This window comes from Pseudoduganella sp. GW821-FHT05F09 (assembly GCF_059419605.1).
The window spans coordinates 33,905-46,932 of record NZ_JBWKSD010000007.1; the positions used below are offsets into that span (position 1 = coordinate 33,905).

The 13,028-nt window shown below is 65.0% G+C and carries 13 protein-coding genes; 8 read left to right on the top strand and 5 right to left on the bottom strand.

Annotated features, from left to right (window positions below):
• Positions 1-24 precede the first annotated feature (24 nt).
• Together hemB and yihA are read right to left on the bottom strand one after the other, a co-directional pair.
• Entirely contained in the window at positions 25-1,026 is a 1,002-nt protein-coding gene (gene hemB, locus AC07S4_RS21895) for a porphobilinogen synthase (protein ID WP_494988637.1), read from the bottom strand.
• Positions 1,027-1,049: 23 nt separating this feature from the next.
• Positions 1,050-1,784, bottom strand: coding sequence for a ribosome biogenesis GTP-binding protein YihA/YsxC (gene yihA, locus AC07S4_RS21900; protein WP_494988638.1), 735 nt, complete (start codon positions 1,782-1,784; stop codon positions 1,050-1,052).
• 153 nt (positions 1,785-1,937) lie between these two features.
• Between yihA and AC07S4_RS21905 the strand changes: the two genes are divergently transcribed.
• From AC07S4_RS21905 to AC07S4_RS21935, 7 genes are all read left to right on the top strand, one after another.
• Positions 1,938-2,600, top strand: coding sequence for a c-type cytochrome (locus tag AC07S4_RS21905; protein WP_161071415.1), 663 nt, complete (start codon positions 1,938-1,940; stop codon positions 2,598-2,600).
• 125 nt (positions 2,601-2,725) lie between these two features.
• On the top strand, positions 2,726-4,858 hold the full coding sequence (locus AC07S4_RS21910) for a cytochrome c biogenesis protein ResB (RefSeq protein WP_494988639.1): 2,133 nt from the start codon (positions 2,726-2,728) through the stop codon (positions 4,856-4,858).
• A gap of 27 nt (positions 4,859-4,885) precedes the next feature.
• On the top strand, positions 4,886-6,211 hold the full coding sequence (ccsB, locus tag AC07S4_RS21915; RefSeq protein WP_494988640.1) for a c-type cytochrome biogenesis protein CcsB: 1,326 nt from the start codon (positions 4,886-4,888) through the stop codon (positions 6,209-6,211).
• Between the two features lie 205 nt (positions 6,212-6,416).
• Positions 6,417-7,394 (top strand): protein-methionine-sulfoxide reductase catalytic subunit MsrP, encoded by a 978-nt coding sequence (gene msrP, locus AC07S4_RS21920; RefSeq protein WP_161071412.1) that lies wholly within the window; start codon positions 6,417-6,419, stop codon positions 7,392-7,394.
• A 1-nt stretch (position 7,395) separates the two neighbouring features.
• Positions 7,396-8,028, top strand: coding sequence for a protein-methionine-sulfoxide reductase heme-binding subunit MsrQ (msrQ, locus tag AC07S4_RS21925; RefSeq protein WP_494988641.1), 633 nt, complete (start codon positions 7,396-7,398; stop codon positions 8,026-8,028).
• A gap of 60 nt (positions 8,029-8,088) precedes the next feature.
• Positions 8,089-8,475 carry an Rpn family recombination-promoting nuclease/putative transposase gene (locus AC07S4_RS21930; RefSeq protein WP_494988642.1) on the top strand — a complete coding sequence of 129 codons (387 nt, stop codon included), beginning with the start codon at positions 8,089-8,091 and terminating at the stop codon, positions 8,473-8,475.
• A 37-nt stretch (positions 8,476-8,512) separates the two neighbouring features.
• Positions 8,513-8,731, top strand: coding sequence for a hypothetical protein (locus tag AC07S4_RS21935; protein ID WP_494988643.1), 219 nt, complete (start codon positions 8,513-8,515; stop codon positions 8,729-8,731).
• 74 nt (positions 8,732-8,805) lie between these two features.
• Here AC07S4_RS21935 and lysA read toward each other — a convergent pair whose 3' ends face one another.
• The gene (lysA, locus tag AC07S4_RS21940; RefSeq protein WP_494988644.1) at positions 8,806-10,083 is read right to left on the bottom strand and encodes a diaminopimelate decarboxylase; all 1,278 of its coding nucleotides are present in this window, start codon (positions 10,081-10,083) and stop codon (positions 8,806-8,808) included.
• Between the two features lie 19 nt (positions 10,084-10,102).
• Positions 10,103-10,297 carry an LPS translocon maturation chaperone LptM gene (gene lptM / locus AC07S4_RS21945; RefSeq protein ID WP_228894532.1) on the bottom strand — a complete coding sequence of 65 codons (195 nt, stop codon included), beginning with the start codon at positions 10,295-10,297 and terminating at the stop codon, positions 10,103-10,105.
• 40 nt (positions 10,298-10,337) lie between these two features.
• On the opposite strand from lptM, the gene cyaY reads away from it, so the two are divergent.
• Positions 10,338-10,673, top strand: coding sequence for an iron donor protein CyaY (cyaY, locus tag AC07S4_RS21950; protein WP_494988645.1), 336 nt, complete (start codon positions 10,338-10,340; stop codon positions 10,671-10,673).
• Here the strand turns inward: cyaY and AC07S4_RS21955 are convergent.
• Complete coding sequence (locus AC07S4_RS21955) at positions 10,670-13,006, bottom strand: S41 family peptidase (RefSeq protein ID WP_494988646.1); 2,337 nt, start codon at positions 13,004-13,006, stop codon at positions 10,670-10,672. The two genes, cyaY and AC07S4_RS21955, sit on opposite strands and share 4 nt — an antisense overlap.
• Positions 13,007-13,028: the final 22 nt, after the last annotated feature.

Genomic DNA, 13,028 nt, shown 5'->3' on the forward strand with positions numbered 1-13,028 from the left:
GCGCCTGAAGCGCCCCGTTTTGGTTTATGCCTTGAGCTTGCGCGCGATGTCGAGCGCGAAGTAGGTCAGCACGCCGTCGGCGCCGGCGCGCTTGAAGGCGAGCATGGATTCCATCATCACCTTGTCATGGTCCAGCCAGCCGTTTTGCGCGGCCGCCTTGATCATCGCGTATTCGCCGCTGACCTGGTAGGCGAAGGTCGGCACCTTGAACTCGTCCTTCACGCGCCGCACGATGTCCAGATAGGGCATGCCGGGCTTGACCATCACCATGTCGGCGCCTTCCTGCAGGTCCAGCGCCACTTCGCGCAGGGCCTCGTCGCTGTTGGCCGGGTCCATCTGGTAGGTGTTCTTGTCGCTCTTGCCCAGGTTCTTGGCCGAGCCCACCGCGTCGCGGAAGGGGCCGTAGAAGGCCGAGGCGTACTTGGCCGAGTAGGCCATGATGCGGGTGTGGATGTGGCCCTTGGCTTCCAGCCCGGCGCGGATGGCGCCGATGCGGCCGTCCATCATGTCCGACGGCGCCACCACGTCCACGCCGGCGTCCGCCTGGCACAGAGCCTGGCGCACCAGCATGTCGGTGGTGATGTCGTTCAGCACGTAGCCGTGCTCGTCGATCAGGCCGTCCTGGCCGTGGCTGGTGTACGGGTCCAGCGCCACGTCGGTCAGGATGCCCAGCTCGGGGAAGGCTTGCTTGAGCGCGCGCACGGCGCGCGGCACCAGGCCGTCCGGGTTGGTCGCTTCGATGCCGTCCGGCGTTTTCAGCGCGGAATCGATCACCGGGAACAGCGCCAGCACGGGGATGCCCAGCGCCACGCATTCTTCCGCCACCTTCAGCAGCAGGTCCACCGACACGCGCTCCACGCCCGGCATCGACAGCACCGGCTCGCGCTGGTTGGCGCCTTCGAGGATGAAGACCGGGTAGATCAGGTCGGAGGCGGTGATGGCGTTTTCGCGCATCAGGGCGCGCGAAAACGGGTCGCGGCGCATGCGGCGCATGCGGATGGCGGGGAAGGGCGTGTTGTGGGCCATGTCTGGTGTTGTCCTTTGCGTAATTAGTCTTCCGATGCGCCGTCCGCTGCGTCGTCCGGCGTATCGATGAGTTCAGCTTGCGCGGCGGCGTCGTCCTCGGCCAGGCCGGCCAGTTCGACGATCTTGGCGGTGGCTTCTTCCAGGCCCACGCGCTTGAGCGCCGAGAACAGCTGCACGGTGAAGGGGAAGCCTTCGCCGTCCTCGTCCACGTAGCTGTCCAGCTTGGCTTGCGCCTGGCGCAGCACGGTGGTCGCCTCGCTGCGGGTGAGCTTGTCCACCTTGGTCAGGATGCAGTGGATCGGCTTGCCGGTCGGGGCGAACCATTCCAGCATCTGGATGTCCAGGTCGGTGAACGGGCGGCGCGAGTCCATGATCAGCACCAGCGCTGCCAGCTGTTCGCGCTGCTGCACGTAGTCGCCCAGCAGGCGCTGCCAGTACAGCTTGGTGTTCCCGGACACTTCGGCGTAGCCGTAGCCGGGCAAGTCCACCAGCATGCATTCGATCTCGTCGACCTTGGTCGGGTCCTTGCGGTGCATCGCCACGTGGGCGCCGCCGATCGAGAAGAAGTTGATGTGCTGGGTGCGGCCCGGTGTCTTGGAGGCGAACGCCAGCCCCTTCTGATTGCACAGGATATTGATGGAGGTCGACTTGCCGGCGTTGGAGCGGCCGGCGAAGGCGATTTCGGGCACCGTGGTATTTGGCAGTTCGCGCAAATGGTTCACGGTGGTAAAGAAGCGGGCTTGCCAGAGTTTGGACATGGGGAAGGGGTGGGCAGAAATGCAACAAAGAAAGCTAAAAGCGCGAAAAGCTATTGTACAATAAGGGGTTACGAATTGTTGCTATGCATAAAAGCAAGTAAGAATAATGCATCGCAGTCCCACCATTTTTTTCACTAGTCTCAGGGTGTTTGAATGAATCGTGCGTTTTCACCGTTGGTAAAGTCCTTGCTCCTCGCAGTGTTGGCCGTGTCGGGTGTGGCGTCGGCTGCCGAACATGCTGCTGCTCCTGCCAAAGCCGATCCCGCCAAAGGCGCCACCCTGTATGCCGACGGCGACAACGCCCGCGGCCTGCCGGCTTGCGTGTCCTGCCACGGCGCGTCGGGTAATTCCACCATTGCCGCCAACCCCAAGCTGGCCGGCCAGCCGGAAGCCTACCTGTACAAGCAACTGGTGAATTTCGCCTCGCCGTCGCGCAGCAACCCGGTGATGAGCACCTACGCCAAGATGCTGACCGAGGACGAAAAGAAGAACCTGTCGGCCTATCTGAGCACCCAGGCCCCTAAAGCCGGCGCTGCCAAGAACAAGGACACCATCGAGCTGGGCAAGAAGATCTATCGCGGCGGCATCGCCGAGAAGAACGTGCCCGCCTGCGCCAGCTGCCACGGTCCCGCCGGCGCCGGCATTCCGGCCCTGTACCCGCGCCTGGGCGGCCAGCACCAGGACTACACGGTAGCCCAGCTGACCACCTTCCGCACCGACGCCCGCAAGAACAGCGCCGAGATGAGCACCATCGCCAAGCGCCTGTCGGACGACGAGATGAAAGCCGTGGCCGATTATGTGGCCGGCCTGAAGTAATCTGTGTATTTCCGCGCCGATATGGCGCGTATCAGCTAATGCATATCAAAAAGAGGGCGGCCGCGTGAGCGGGCTGCCCTTTTTGTTGGTATTCTGCTGCCAGTCCATTGAGAGATAGTGTCCGTATGAGCACCACCAGTACCGCCGGTATCAAATTGAAAACCAGCCGGCCCGCGTTCGACGCCAGCGTCGAGCTGCTGTCGTCGATGCGTTTTGCCATCAGCCTGCTCACCATGATCGCCATCGCCTCGGTGATCGGCACCATCATGAAGCAGAACGAGCCGATGTCGAACTATGTGAACCAGTTCGGGCCGTTCTGGTTCGAGGTGTTCAGCAAGGCGGGCCTGTACGCCGTGTATTCGGCCTGGTGGTTCCTGGGCATTATGGGTTTCCTGGTGGTCTCCACCACGCTGTGCATCGTGCGCAACACGCCGAAGATGTTGAAAGACATGCGCAGCTGGCGCGAGAACGTGCGCGAGCAGTCGCTGCTCAATTTCCACCACAAGAACGACTGGAACTCGCCGCTGCCGCGCGCCGCGCTGGCGCAGCAGATGGCGCAGCGCCTGGGCCACGCCGGCTACAAGGCCAAGATCGTCGAGAAGGAACACGCCACCCTGGTGACCGCCAAGCGCGGCGCCGGCGCCAAGTTCGGCTACATCTTCGCGCACACCGCCATCGTGGTGATCTGCATCGGCGGGCTGCTCGATTCGGACATGCCGATCCGCTTCCAGGAATGGTTCATGGGCAAGACCCCGTTCGCGGGCAGCGGCGTGATCGCCGACATTCCGGCCCAGCACCGCCTCGGCCTGGGCAATCCCACCTACCGCGCCAACACCGCCATCCCCGAAGGCCAGACCAGCAACACCGCCATCATCCCGCGCGCGGACGGCGTGCTGATCCAGGACCTGCCCTTCACCATCAAGCTCAACAAGTTCAATATCGACTTCTACAGCACCGGCATGCCCAAGCTGTTCGCCAGCGAAGTGGAAGTGCGCGACCATGAAACCGGCAAGGTCTTCAAGTCCGTCATCGAGGTGAACAAGCCGCTGATCTACAAGGGCCTGGCGGTCTACCAGTCCAGCTTCGAGGACGGCGGCAGCAAGCTCAAGCTCAAGGGCTATCCCATGGCCGGCGCCGGCAAGGACAGTTTCGACGTCGAGGGCGAGGTCAATTCCGCTACGCCGCTGGGCAAGGAATACAGCATAGAGTGGACCGGCTTCCGTCCCTTCAACGTTGAAAACATGGCGTCCCAGGACGCGCGCGGCGTGGCCAAGGGCGAAAAACTGGAGGAGAGCTTTGCGCGCGGACTGGACAAGCAGCTCGGTTCAGCGGCCAAGAACGCCAACAACAAGGACTTGAAGAACGTCGGCCCCAGCGTGCAGTACAAGCTGCGCGACCAGACCGGCCAGGCGCGCGAGTTCCAGAACTATATGCAGCCGGTGACGGTGGACGGCGCCACGGTGTTCCTGGCCGGCGTGCGCGCCAATCCGGGCGACCCGTTCAGCTATCTGCGCATCCCGGCCGACGACGAGCACACCGTCAAGGAATGGATGCGCCTGCGCGCCGCGCTGCAAGACCCGGCCCTGCGCGCCGTCGCCGCCGAGCGCTACGCGCGCCGCGCCATGCCGGCCGGCGGCAATGCAGCCAACGCCGGCAGCGCCGCGCTGCGCAGCCAGCTGGAGCAATCGTCCGCGCGCAGCCTGAACATGTTTGCCGGCGCCGAAGCCGGGGACGGCAAGGACGGCAGCACCGCCGCCGGCTTCGTGGCCATCTCGCGCTTCCTGGAAAAAGTGCCGCCGGCCGAGCAGGAAAAGGCGGCCGACATCTTCATGAAGATCCTCAACGGCAGCATGTGGGAGCTGTGGCAGGCCGCGCGCGAGAAGGACGGCTTGGCGCCGGTGGAAGGCAACGAACTGCACGGCCGCTTCCTGCAGCTGGCCACCAACGCGCTGTCCGACGCCTCCTTCTACGGCGCCCCGGTCTATCTGCAGCTGGACGAATTCAACGAAGTCAAAGCGTCGGTGTTCCAGGTGACCAAGTCGCCGGGCAAGAACGTGGTCTACTTGGGCTGCCTGTTCCTGGTGCTGGGCGTGTTCTCCATGTTCTACATCCGCGAGCGCCGCCTGTGGGTATGGATCAAGGATGGCGGGGAGGGCGCGGGCGCCCATGCGCTGATGGCCATGAGCACGCAGCGCAAGACCCTCGATTTCGACAAGGAGTTTGCGGAGCTTAAGGAAAAGCTGCCGCAATCGGCGTAAGCTGCATTAGTAGTACAGGAGACCAACATGGAAATGACACAAACCCCAAGCTATAGCCAGACGCCGGGCTATTTCAAGCGCCTGAGCATCTTCGACTGGCTGTTCGCGCTGGTGCTGGCCGGCGGCGCGCTGTTCGCGCTGAACCGCTACGGCGCCTATATGGACATCTACGAAAAAGTGATATTGCTGGCCGCCGCGCCCGCTTTCGCCGCGCTGGGCTGGCACTGGAAGCCGGTGCGCTGGTTCATGCCGCTGGCCTTCGCGCTGGCGCTGCTGGCCGTGGCCATGTACGACCACAGCCTGGACGCCGCCAACACCAAATTCTGGCTGAAATACATGCTGTCCAGCCAGTCCGCCATTTTGTGGATGAGCACCTTCTTCTTCCTGTCCACGCTGTTCTACTGGATAGGCCTGGCGGGACGTTCCTCGATGGGCTTCGTGGTCGGCTCCAAGCTGTGCTGGGCCGCGCTGGTGATCGGCCTGACCGGCATGCTGGTGCGCTGGTACGAGTCCTACCTGATCGGCGCGGACGTGGGCCACATTCCCATTTCCAACCTGTACGAAGTGTTCATCCTGTTCTCGCTGATCACGGCCATGTTCTACCTGTACTACGAAGCCCACTACCAGACGCGCCAGCTGGGCGCCTTCGTGCTGCTGGTGATCTCGGCGGCGGTCGGCTTCCTGCTGTGGTACACCGTCTCGCGCGACGCGGCCGACATCCAGCCCCTGGTGCCGGCGCTGCAAAGCTGGTGGATGAAAATACACGTGCCCGCCAACTTCATCGGCTACGGCACCTTTGCGCTGGCCTCCATGGTGGGCTGGGCCTACCTGCTCAAGCATGAAAAAATCCGCACCCTGTGGCAGGCGCTGGTCATTGCGCCGCTGGTGCTGCTGGCGTTGGCGTGGCTGATCGCCTTTGTGTCCGGCGCGGGCGAAATCGTCATCAAGGGCATGGTCAACGCCAGCCGCTTCACCGCCGTGCTGGTGGTGCTGTTCGCCGTCACCAATTTGATGCGCGACCGCCTGGCCGCGCGCCTGCCGGACGCCGAAACGCTGGAAGACCTGATGTACAAGGCCATCTCGGCCGGCTTCGCCTTCTTCACCATCGCCACCATCCTGGGCGCGCTGTGGGCGGCCGAGGCCTGGGGCGGCTACTGGTCGTGGGACCCGAAAGAGACCTGGGCGCTGATCGTCTGGCTCAACTACGCGGCCTGGCTGCACATGCGCCTGATGTCCGGCCTGCGCGGCAAAGTGGCGGCCTGGTGGGCGCTGGTGGGCCTGCTGGTGACCACCTTCGCCTTCCTGGGCGTGAATATGTTCCTGTCCGGCCTGCATTCCTACGGCAAGCTGTAAGCCGCCGCAGTCCCCTGTAAGCCTCCGGCCGCATCCGCGTCCGGGGGCTTTTGTATTCCTGTGTATCCGCCGCGCAGGGCGAAACAGAGCACTACAAATCGCCGCTTCCCCCCTGGCTGCCGCTTCATTAATATCGGGATTAGTGTAAGGTTGTCTCTGTCCCGCCCGACAGAGCTGTCAGAAGCCCATTTACCACGGAGTTGCCATGTTGATCAAACGTAGCCCGAACGGCATAGAGTTGCCGTTTTCGTCAGAAATCACGCCGCGCGAAGTATTCGAGTCGCGCCGCAGCTTCATCAAGCAGCTGGCGGTGGGCTCCATCGCCGGCGGCGCACTGCTGGAAATGGCCTCGCGGGAGGCGTTTGCCCAGGGCACGCCCGGCAAGCTGGGCGCCAAGCTGAACCCGTCCTATTCCGCGCTCGACAAGCAGACCGCGTTCAAGGACGCCAGCACCTACAACAACTTCTACGAATTCGGCACCGGCAAGGACGACCCGGCGCACAACGCCCACACGCTGAAGCCGCGCCCGTGGACGGTGAGCATCGAGGGCGAGATCAAAAAGCCGCTGACGCTGGACCTGGACCAGCTGCTCAAGCTGGCGCCGCTGGAAGAGCGCGTCTACCGCCTGCGCTGCGTGGAGGGCTGGTCCATGGTGATCCCGTGGGTGGGCTACTCGCTGTCCGAGCTGATCAAGAAGGTGGAGCCGACCGGCAACGCCAAATACGTGGAATTCATTTCGCTGGCCGACAAGGCGCAGATGCCGGGCGTGGGCAGCCGCGTGCTGACCTGGCCCTACCGCGAAGGCCTGCGCATGGACGAAGCCATGCACCCGCTGGCGCTGCTCACCCTGGGCATGTACGGCGACGTGCTGCCCAACCAGAACGGCGCGCCGGTGCGCATCGTCACGCCGTGGAAATACGGCTTCAAGTCGGCCAAGTCCATCGTCAAGATCCGCTTCGTCAAGGAGCAGCCGCGCACCGCCTGGAACGAGGCCGCGCCGTCCGAATACGGCTTCTACTCCAATGTGAATCCGGACGTGGACCACCCGCGCTGGTCGCAGGCGTCCGAGCGCCGCATCGGCGAAGACGGCTTCCTGGTGCGCAAGCGCAAAACGCTGATGTTCAACGGCTACAACGACGTGGCGCCGCTGTACGCTGGCATGGACCTGAAGAAGTTCTTCTGACATGGCCTTCAATCCCACAGCGAAGCAGGTGACGGCGCTGAAGGCGGTGGCCTTCGTGCTGTCGCTGCTGCCGTTCTTCAAGCTGGTCTGGCTCACGGCCAGCGGCCAGCTGGTCGAGCCGCTGCAATACATCACGCGCGCCACCGGCGACTGGACCTTGTACTTCCTGTGCATCACGCTGGCGGTCACGCCGCTGCGGCGGCTGAGCAAGTGGAACTGGCTGCTCAAGCTGCGCCGCATGGTGGGGCTGTACGCCTTCTTCTACGGCCTGCTGCACTTCACGACCTTCCTGTGGTTCGACCATTTCTTCGACGTGCAGGAAATGCTGAAGGACGTGCTAAAGCGGCCCTTCATCACGGTGGGCTTCATCGCCTTCGTGCTGCTGATACCGCTGGCCGTCACCAGCACCAACGGCATGGTGCGCCGCCTGGGCGGCAAGCGCTGGCAGTGGCTGCACCGGCTGGTGTACCTGATCGCCCCGCTGGGCATCCTGCATTACTGGTGGATGAAAGCGGCCAAGCACGACTTCTCGCAGCCCATCCTGTTCGGCCTGATCGTGCTGGCGCTGCTGGCCGTGCGCGTGTACTGGGCGCGCAGCAAGGCCGCCGCCGCCCGGCCGGTAACGGCTGGCTAACACGCAGCAAGTTTGCGCCAGCCCAAGCCGGGCTGGCGCCTCCCCCGCTACCATCTCCGGATGGCCAGCGATCACGACACCGCATACAAACAGCTGTTCTCCCACCCGGAGATGGTGCGCGAACTACTGTTGGGCTACGTTCCTGGCGATTTGCTGAGTCAACTGGATTTGTCTACACTGGAGCGTGTCAGCGGCAGCTATGTTGGGGATAAAGGTACGCAACGCCACAGCGACATGGTCTGGAAGGTGCGTCTGGACGGGGAGTGGCTCTACCTTTATATCTTGCTGGAGTTCCAGTCGCGCTCCGATTTGTGGATGGCGTTACGGATGTTCGTCTACGTCGGTTTGATGTATCAGGATTTGGTCAAGCGGCACGAACTGCCCGAGTCCGGCCAACTGCCATCTGTATTTACGGTCGCGTTTGCCGAAACCGCGCCGAATGCCTAACATGAAGTCAAGAGATCAGCTGGAGGGGGGAAATGAGATGCTGCCTACAGTAGAGGAAGTTGAGGAGTATTGGAAATACGCGGAACGATTGGAAGAAGCGCAGGAATTTCTGATGAGGGGCTTGGTCAAGCGGTTCGGCGACGCGGGCGAAGCCATGCTTGACGATGTCGTCGAGGGAAATCTCGAACAGGTCCGCATGTGGTATGACCGCCTGCTCGATGAAATGAGCCTCGATGACATTTTTACCAAGGAATGAAGCCGACCGTTCGCGTAGAGCGGGTGAGGCGCGTGGCGCCGTAACCCGCTGCTGCTGCCTTACTTGATTATTGACTACTTGATCAGCGATTCCAGCGCGAACAGCTCGGCCGGGTTTTCGCGCTGGCGCACCAGGTGGACCTGGGCGCCGTCGACGATCAGCTCGGCGGCGCGGCCGCGCGTGTTGTAGTTGGACGCCATCGTCATGCCGTAGGCGCCGGCCGTTTTCATCACCAGCAGGTCGCCCGGGGCGATCGCCAGCGCGCGGTCGCGCGCCAGCCAGTCGCCCGATTCGCAGATCGGACCCACCACGTCGAACGTGCCCACCGGCGCGTCGCCCTGCACCACCGGCTGCATGTCCATCCAGGCCTGGTACAGCGCCGGACGCGCCATGTCGTTCATGGCCGCGTCGACGATGCAGAAGTTCTTCTCTTCGCCGTGCTTGATGAATTCCACCTTGGTCAGCAGCACGCCGGTGTTGCCCACGATGGAGCGGCCCGGCTCGAAGATCACCTTGATGCCCTTGCCGCCGTGGCTGGCGGCGCGCCAGGCGTCGATGCGCTTGAACACGCGGCCCAGGTAGTCGCCTACCGGCACCGGCGCGCCGTCTTCCTCGTCGCCGTAGTCGATGCCGATGCCGCCGCCCAGGTCCAGGTGGTGCAGGTGGATGCCTTCGGCGCCCAGCGCGTCGATCAGTTCTATCAGCTTGTCCAGCGCTTCCAGCAGCGGCGCGTCGTCCAGCAGCTGCGAGCCGATGTGGCAGTCGATGCCGGCCACGTCCAGGTGCGGCAGCTGGGCCGCGGCGCGGTAGGTGGCCAGCGCGTCGGTAAAGGCCACGCCGAACTTGTTGGCCTTCAGGCCGGTGGCGATGTAGGGATGCGTCTTGGCGTCCACGTTCGGGTTCACGCGCAGCGACACGCGCGCCTTCTTGCCCATGCTGCCGGCCACGTCGTTCAGGCGGTGCAGTTCCGGGATCGATTCCACGTTGAAGCACAGGATGTCGTGTTCCAGCGCCAGGCGCATTTCTTCCACGCTCTTGCCCACGCCCGAGAAGATCACCTTCTGCGGGTCGCCGCCGGCCGCGATCACGCGCAGCAGCTCGCCGCCGGACACGATGTCGAAGCCCGCGCCCTGGCGCGCCAGCAGGTCCAGGATGGCCAGGTTGGAATTGGCTTTCATGGCGTAGCACACCAGCGCGTCGCGGCCCTGGCAGGCATCAGCGTATGATGCAAAGTTATCGAGCAGCTGCGCTTTGGAATACACGTAAGCAGGCGTGCCGTACTGTTCGGCGATGGCGCTCAGCGAAACGCCCTCGGCGTGCAGCACGCCGTTCTGGTAAGAAAATTGCGACATGGATAGCTTTGTTGGAAATCTATTGTTGGGATGCGGGGGGAGTCGAAGGCACGGGGGCGGACGGCGGCGCCACGCCGGGCTTGCCCTGGGTATTGGCAGAGGCGGGCTTTGCTGGCTGTTTGGGTAGGTACAGCGGGCCGGTCTGGCCGCAGCCGCCCAGCAGGGCGGCGGTGCAGGCCAGCGCAGTGAATTGCAGCGCTAATGTGGACTTCACGATTAAAATCACAGTTTGACTAGAGAGCTTGGAGTGTAGCATGACCGAAACAGAATTTTTGACCCTGGCCGACGCCACCCTGAACACCATCGAGGCCGCGCTGGACCGCCTGAACGACCAGGATATGGTGGACGTGGAATGCAAGCGCAGCGGTAATGTGCTGGAAATCGAGTTCATCGACAACGGCTCCAAGGTCATCGTCAACAGCCAGGCGCCGATGCAGGAGCTGTGGGTGGCGGCCCGTTCCGGCGGTTTCCACTACAAGCGCATCGAAGGCCAGTGGATCAACACGCGCGACGGCTCCGAGCTGTTCGCCGCGCTGTCCGACATCACCACCGCCCAGGGCGGCGCGCCGGTCGTGATCAGCGCAGCTTAATTTTTTGCCTTCAGCAGGCGCGCGGCGGCCGCTTCCAGCACGCTGTCGCCACCGCCGCTGAGCTGGTCGCTTAACCGGGCCGGCATCGCCACGTCGGGCTGCACGCCCTTGCCGTCATACAGCTGGCCGGCGCTGGTGAAAGACGCCATCTGGCACAGCTGCAGCTGCAGCCCGGAATGCGGCAAAGTGTAGTCGGCCATGCGGCCGCTGCCGCCGCCGCTGGCCATGCCCATCAGCGTCACATTCGGATGGCCCTTGAGCGCGCCCAGGAAGGTGTCGGTGGCGCTGAAGGACGACTCGTCCAGCAGCACCACCACTGGCTTGCCATAGACGCCGTGCGCGCCGTCGCCGGGCCGCACCGCCATCACATGCCAGTCGCTGAATTTGCCTGCCGGAAGCTGCCATTCCGGCCGCCAGCCGGCCAGGAAGGCCCGCACCTGTTTCGCCTCGTCCGCCGTCCACACCGGGCTGCTGGCCGGATACAGGCCGCGTCCGTCCATGCCGAGGAAGCCGCCCCGGTTGGGCTCGGGCAGGGCCAGCGGCATGCGGTAGGCCGCCACATTGATGATTTTCATGGGATCGCCCGGCTTCATCAGCCAGGGCAGCAGGGTCTGGATGGCGTCCACCCAGCCGCCGCCATTGCCGCGCACGTCGACGATCAGGCCGCGCGTGCCGCTGAATTTTTCCATCCAGCCGTCTATCTGCCCGGCCATGGCCGGGCCGCGCTCCATCGACGCCAGGCGCAGATAGCCCAGATTGTCGGCCCGCAGCTGGGATTCCCCCGCCGGCCACAGCGGCGGCGCGGGCGGATTGCCGCGCTCCAGGGCGACGGGCAGGCGGACTTCCGCGCCGCCGGCCGAGGCCAGCGTCAGCTCGAAAGCGCCGCCCGGCTGCTGCAGCTGGCGCGCCACCAGGCCCAGCCTGCGCAGCTGTTCCAGCGCCAGCACGCGGCGGTATTGCGGCGACGCCTGCTCGACGACGGCCTCGGCGGCGGCCAGCCAGCGCGCCACCGGCAAGCCGTTGATGGCCGTCACGTAGGGATGGGCCGGGTCGAGCAGGGTGCTGCGGTCGTACCTGAGCGCGGCCACGCGTTCGCCGTCCATGACGAAGCGCACGGGGGCGCGCGGTTCGCTGATGCGCTGCACGCGGCTGTGCGGGTCGCCGAACACGGACAGCACGCGGCCCACGCGGTGCGCGAAGGTGTCGGCGTTCAGGTCGGTGGCGATGCTGGCGCGCAGCGCATCCAGCGCGCCACGGTAGTCGGCGCCGCGCCGTTCCAGGTAGGAATAGCAGTTTTCCAGTATCAGTTCCAGGTCGTCCACGTCGGCCAGCAGGCCGGCGCGCCGCAGCATGGGGCCGCCGGCGCGTTCCGGCGTGTCCGCGATGAAGCGCCACCGCTCATCGATAGCGGCCGGCAGCGGGCGCGGCGCCGGCCGGATGGGCAGGCCGCTGCGGGCCGCCACGCGGGCGCGCAGCCATGCGTGCACCACGCCCATATCGTCCGGCGCGGCGGCGCGGGTCCGGTCCAGCAGCTGCCCGTAGCGCGGGTCGCGCGCGGAGCCGCCGCCGGCCAGGAAGGCGGACGCGCCCGCCATGGCCAGCTGCGCATAGCCCGCGCGCGCCGCATCGAGTTGCAGCAGCAGGTTCAGCGCCTTGTCGGCATGGCCCTCGGCCAGCGCCGCGTAGGTGTCGGGGTAGAGGTCGGCGGGCGGCGTTTCGCCCGGCGCGTAGGCGCGCAGGTCCAGGTCGAACACGATGTCGCTGCTGGCGGGGCCGGACTGGTGGATCTCCACCGCCAGCACATTCGCGCCTTTGCGGATGGGCAGGCCGGCGGCGGGCGCCAGGTGGCGCCGGTATTCGATTTCGCCGTAGCCGTCGATCGCCTTGAGCGCCGTGGTGCGCGCGGCTACGGGGCCGGGCGGCATATTGCTGCGCTGGATTTCCACGCCGTTCCAGTACACCACGGCGCCGTCGTCGCGCCGCAGGTCCAGCGTCAGCAGCGCCACTTGCGCCGGATCGGCCACGTTGACCACGCGGCGGAAGTAGGTGGTGATGGGTTTGGCTTCCGGCGCGGCGCCGAAGGAGACCGTGGTGTTGACGCTGTCCGTGCGGCCGTAGCCCAGCGGCGCGGCGCCGGTTTTCCAGCCGGCGGCGGCCATGTCCGCGGCGGCGCTGTTCCAGTCCGGCGCGGCGGGTTTGCCCGTGTCCAGGTATTGCCAGGCGCTGAAGGCGCCCGATGCCACCAGCACCTCGGCGGCCCCTGCATGTTGAACGGCCTGCAGCCCGGACAGGGCCAGCAGGGTGGAGGACAACAAGCGGGGCAGCTGCTTCATGCGGTGGCGGTCTCCAGTCCGA

Excerpts from the sequence above, each read along its gene's own strand:
- AC07S4_RS21935 (WP_494988643.1), top strand. The coding sequence starts at position 8,513 with ATGCTGCCTACAGTAGAGGAAGTTGAGGAGTATTGGAAATACGCGGAA.
- ccsB (WP_494988640.1), top strand. The coding sequence starts at position 4,886 with ATGGAAATGACACAAACCCCAAGCTATAGCCAGACGCCGGGCTATTTC.
- AC07S4_RS21955 (WP_494988646.1), bottom strand. The coding sequence starts at position 13,006 with ATGAAGCAGCTGCCCCGCTTGTTGTCCTCCACCCTGCTGGCCCTGTCC.
- yihA (WP_494988638.1), bottom strand. The coding sequence starts at position 1,784 with ATGTCCAAACTCTGGCAAGCCCGCTTCTTTACCACCGTGAACCATTTG.
- msrQ (WP_494988641.1), top strand. The coding sequence starts at position 7,396 with ATGGCCTTCAATCCCACAGCGAAGCAGGTGACGGCGCTGAAGGCGGTG.
- lysA (WP_494988644.1), bottom strand. The coding sequence starts at position 10,083 with ATGTCGCAATTTTCTTACCAGAACGGCGTGCTGCACGCCGAGGGCGTT.
- cyaY (WP_494988645.1), top strand. The coding sequence starts at position 10,338 with ATGACCGAAACAGAATTTTTGACCCTGGCCGACGCCACCCTGAACACC.
- AC07S4_RS21905 (WP_161071415.1), top strand. The coding sequence starts at position 1,938 with ATGAATCGTGCGTTTTCACCGTTGGTAAAGTCCTTGCTCCTCGCAGTG.
- msrP (WP_161071412.1), top strand. The coding sequence starts at position 6,417 with ATGTTGATCAAACGTAGCCCGAACGGCATAGAGTTGCCGTTTTCGTCA.
- hemB (WP_494988637.1), bottom strand. The coding sequence starts at position 1,026 with ATGGCCCACAACACGCCCTTCCCCGCCATCCGCATGCGCCGCATGCGC.
- AC07S4_RS21910 (WP_494988639.1), top strand. The coding sequence starts at position 2,726 with ATGAGCACCACCAGTACCGCCGGTATCAAATTGAAAACCAGCCGGCCC.
- AC07S4_RS21930 (WP_494988642.1), top strand. The coding sequence starts at position 8,089 with ATGGCCAGCGATCACGACACCGCATACAAACAGCTGTTCTCCCACCCG.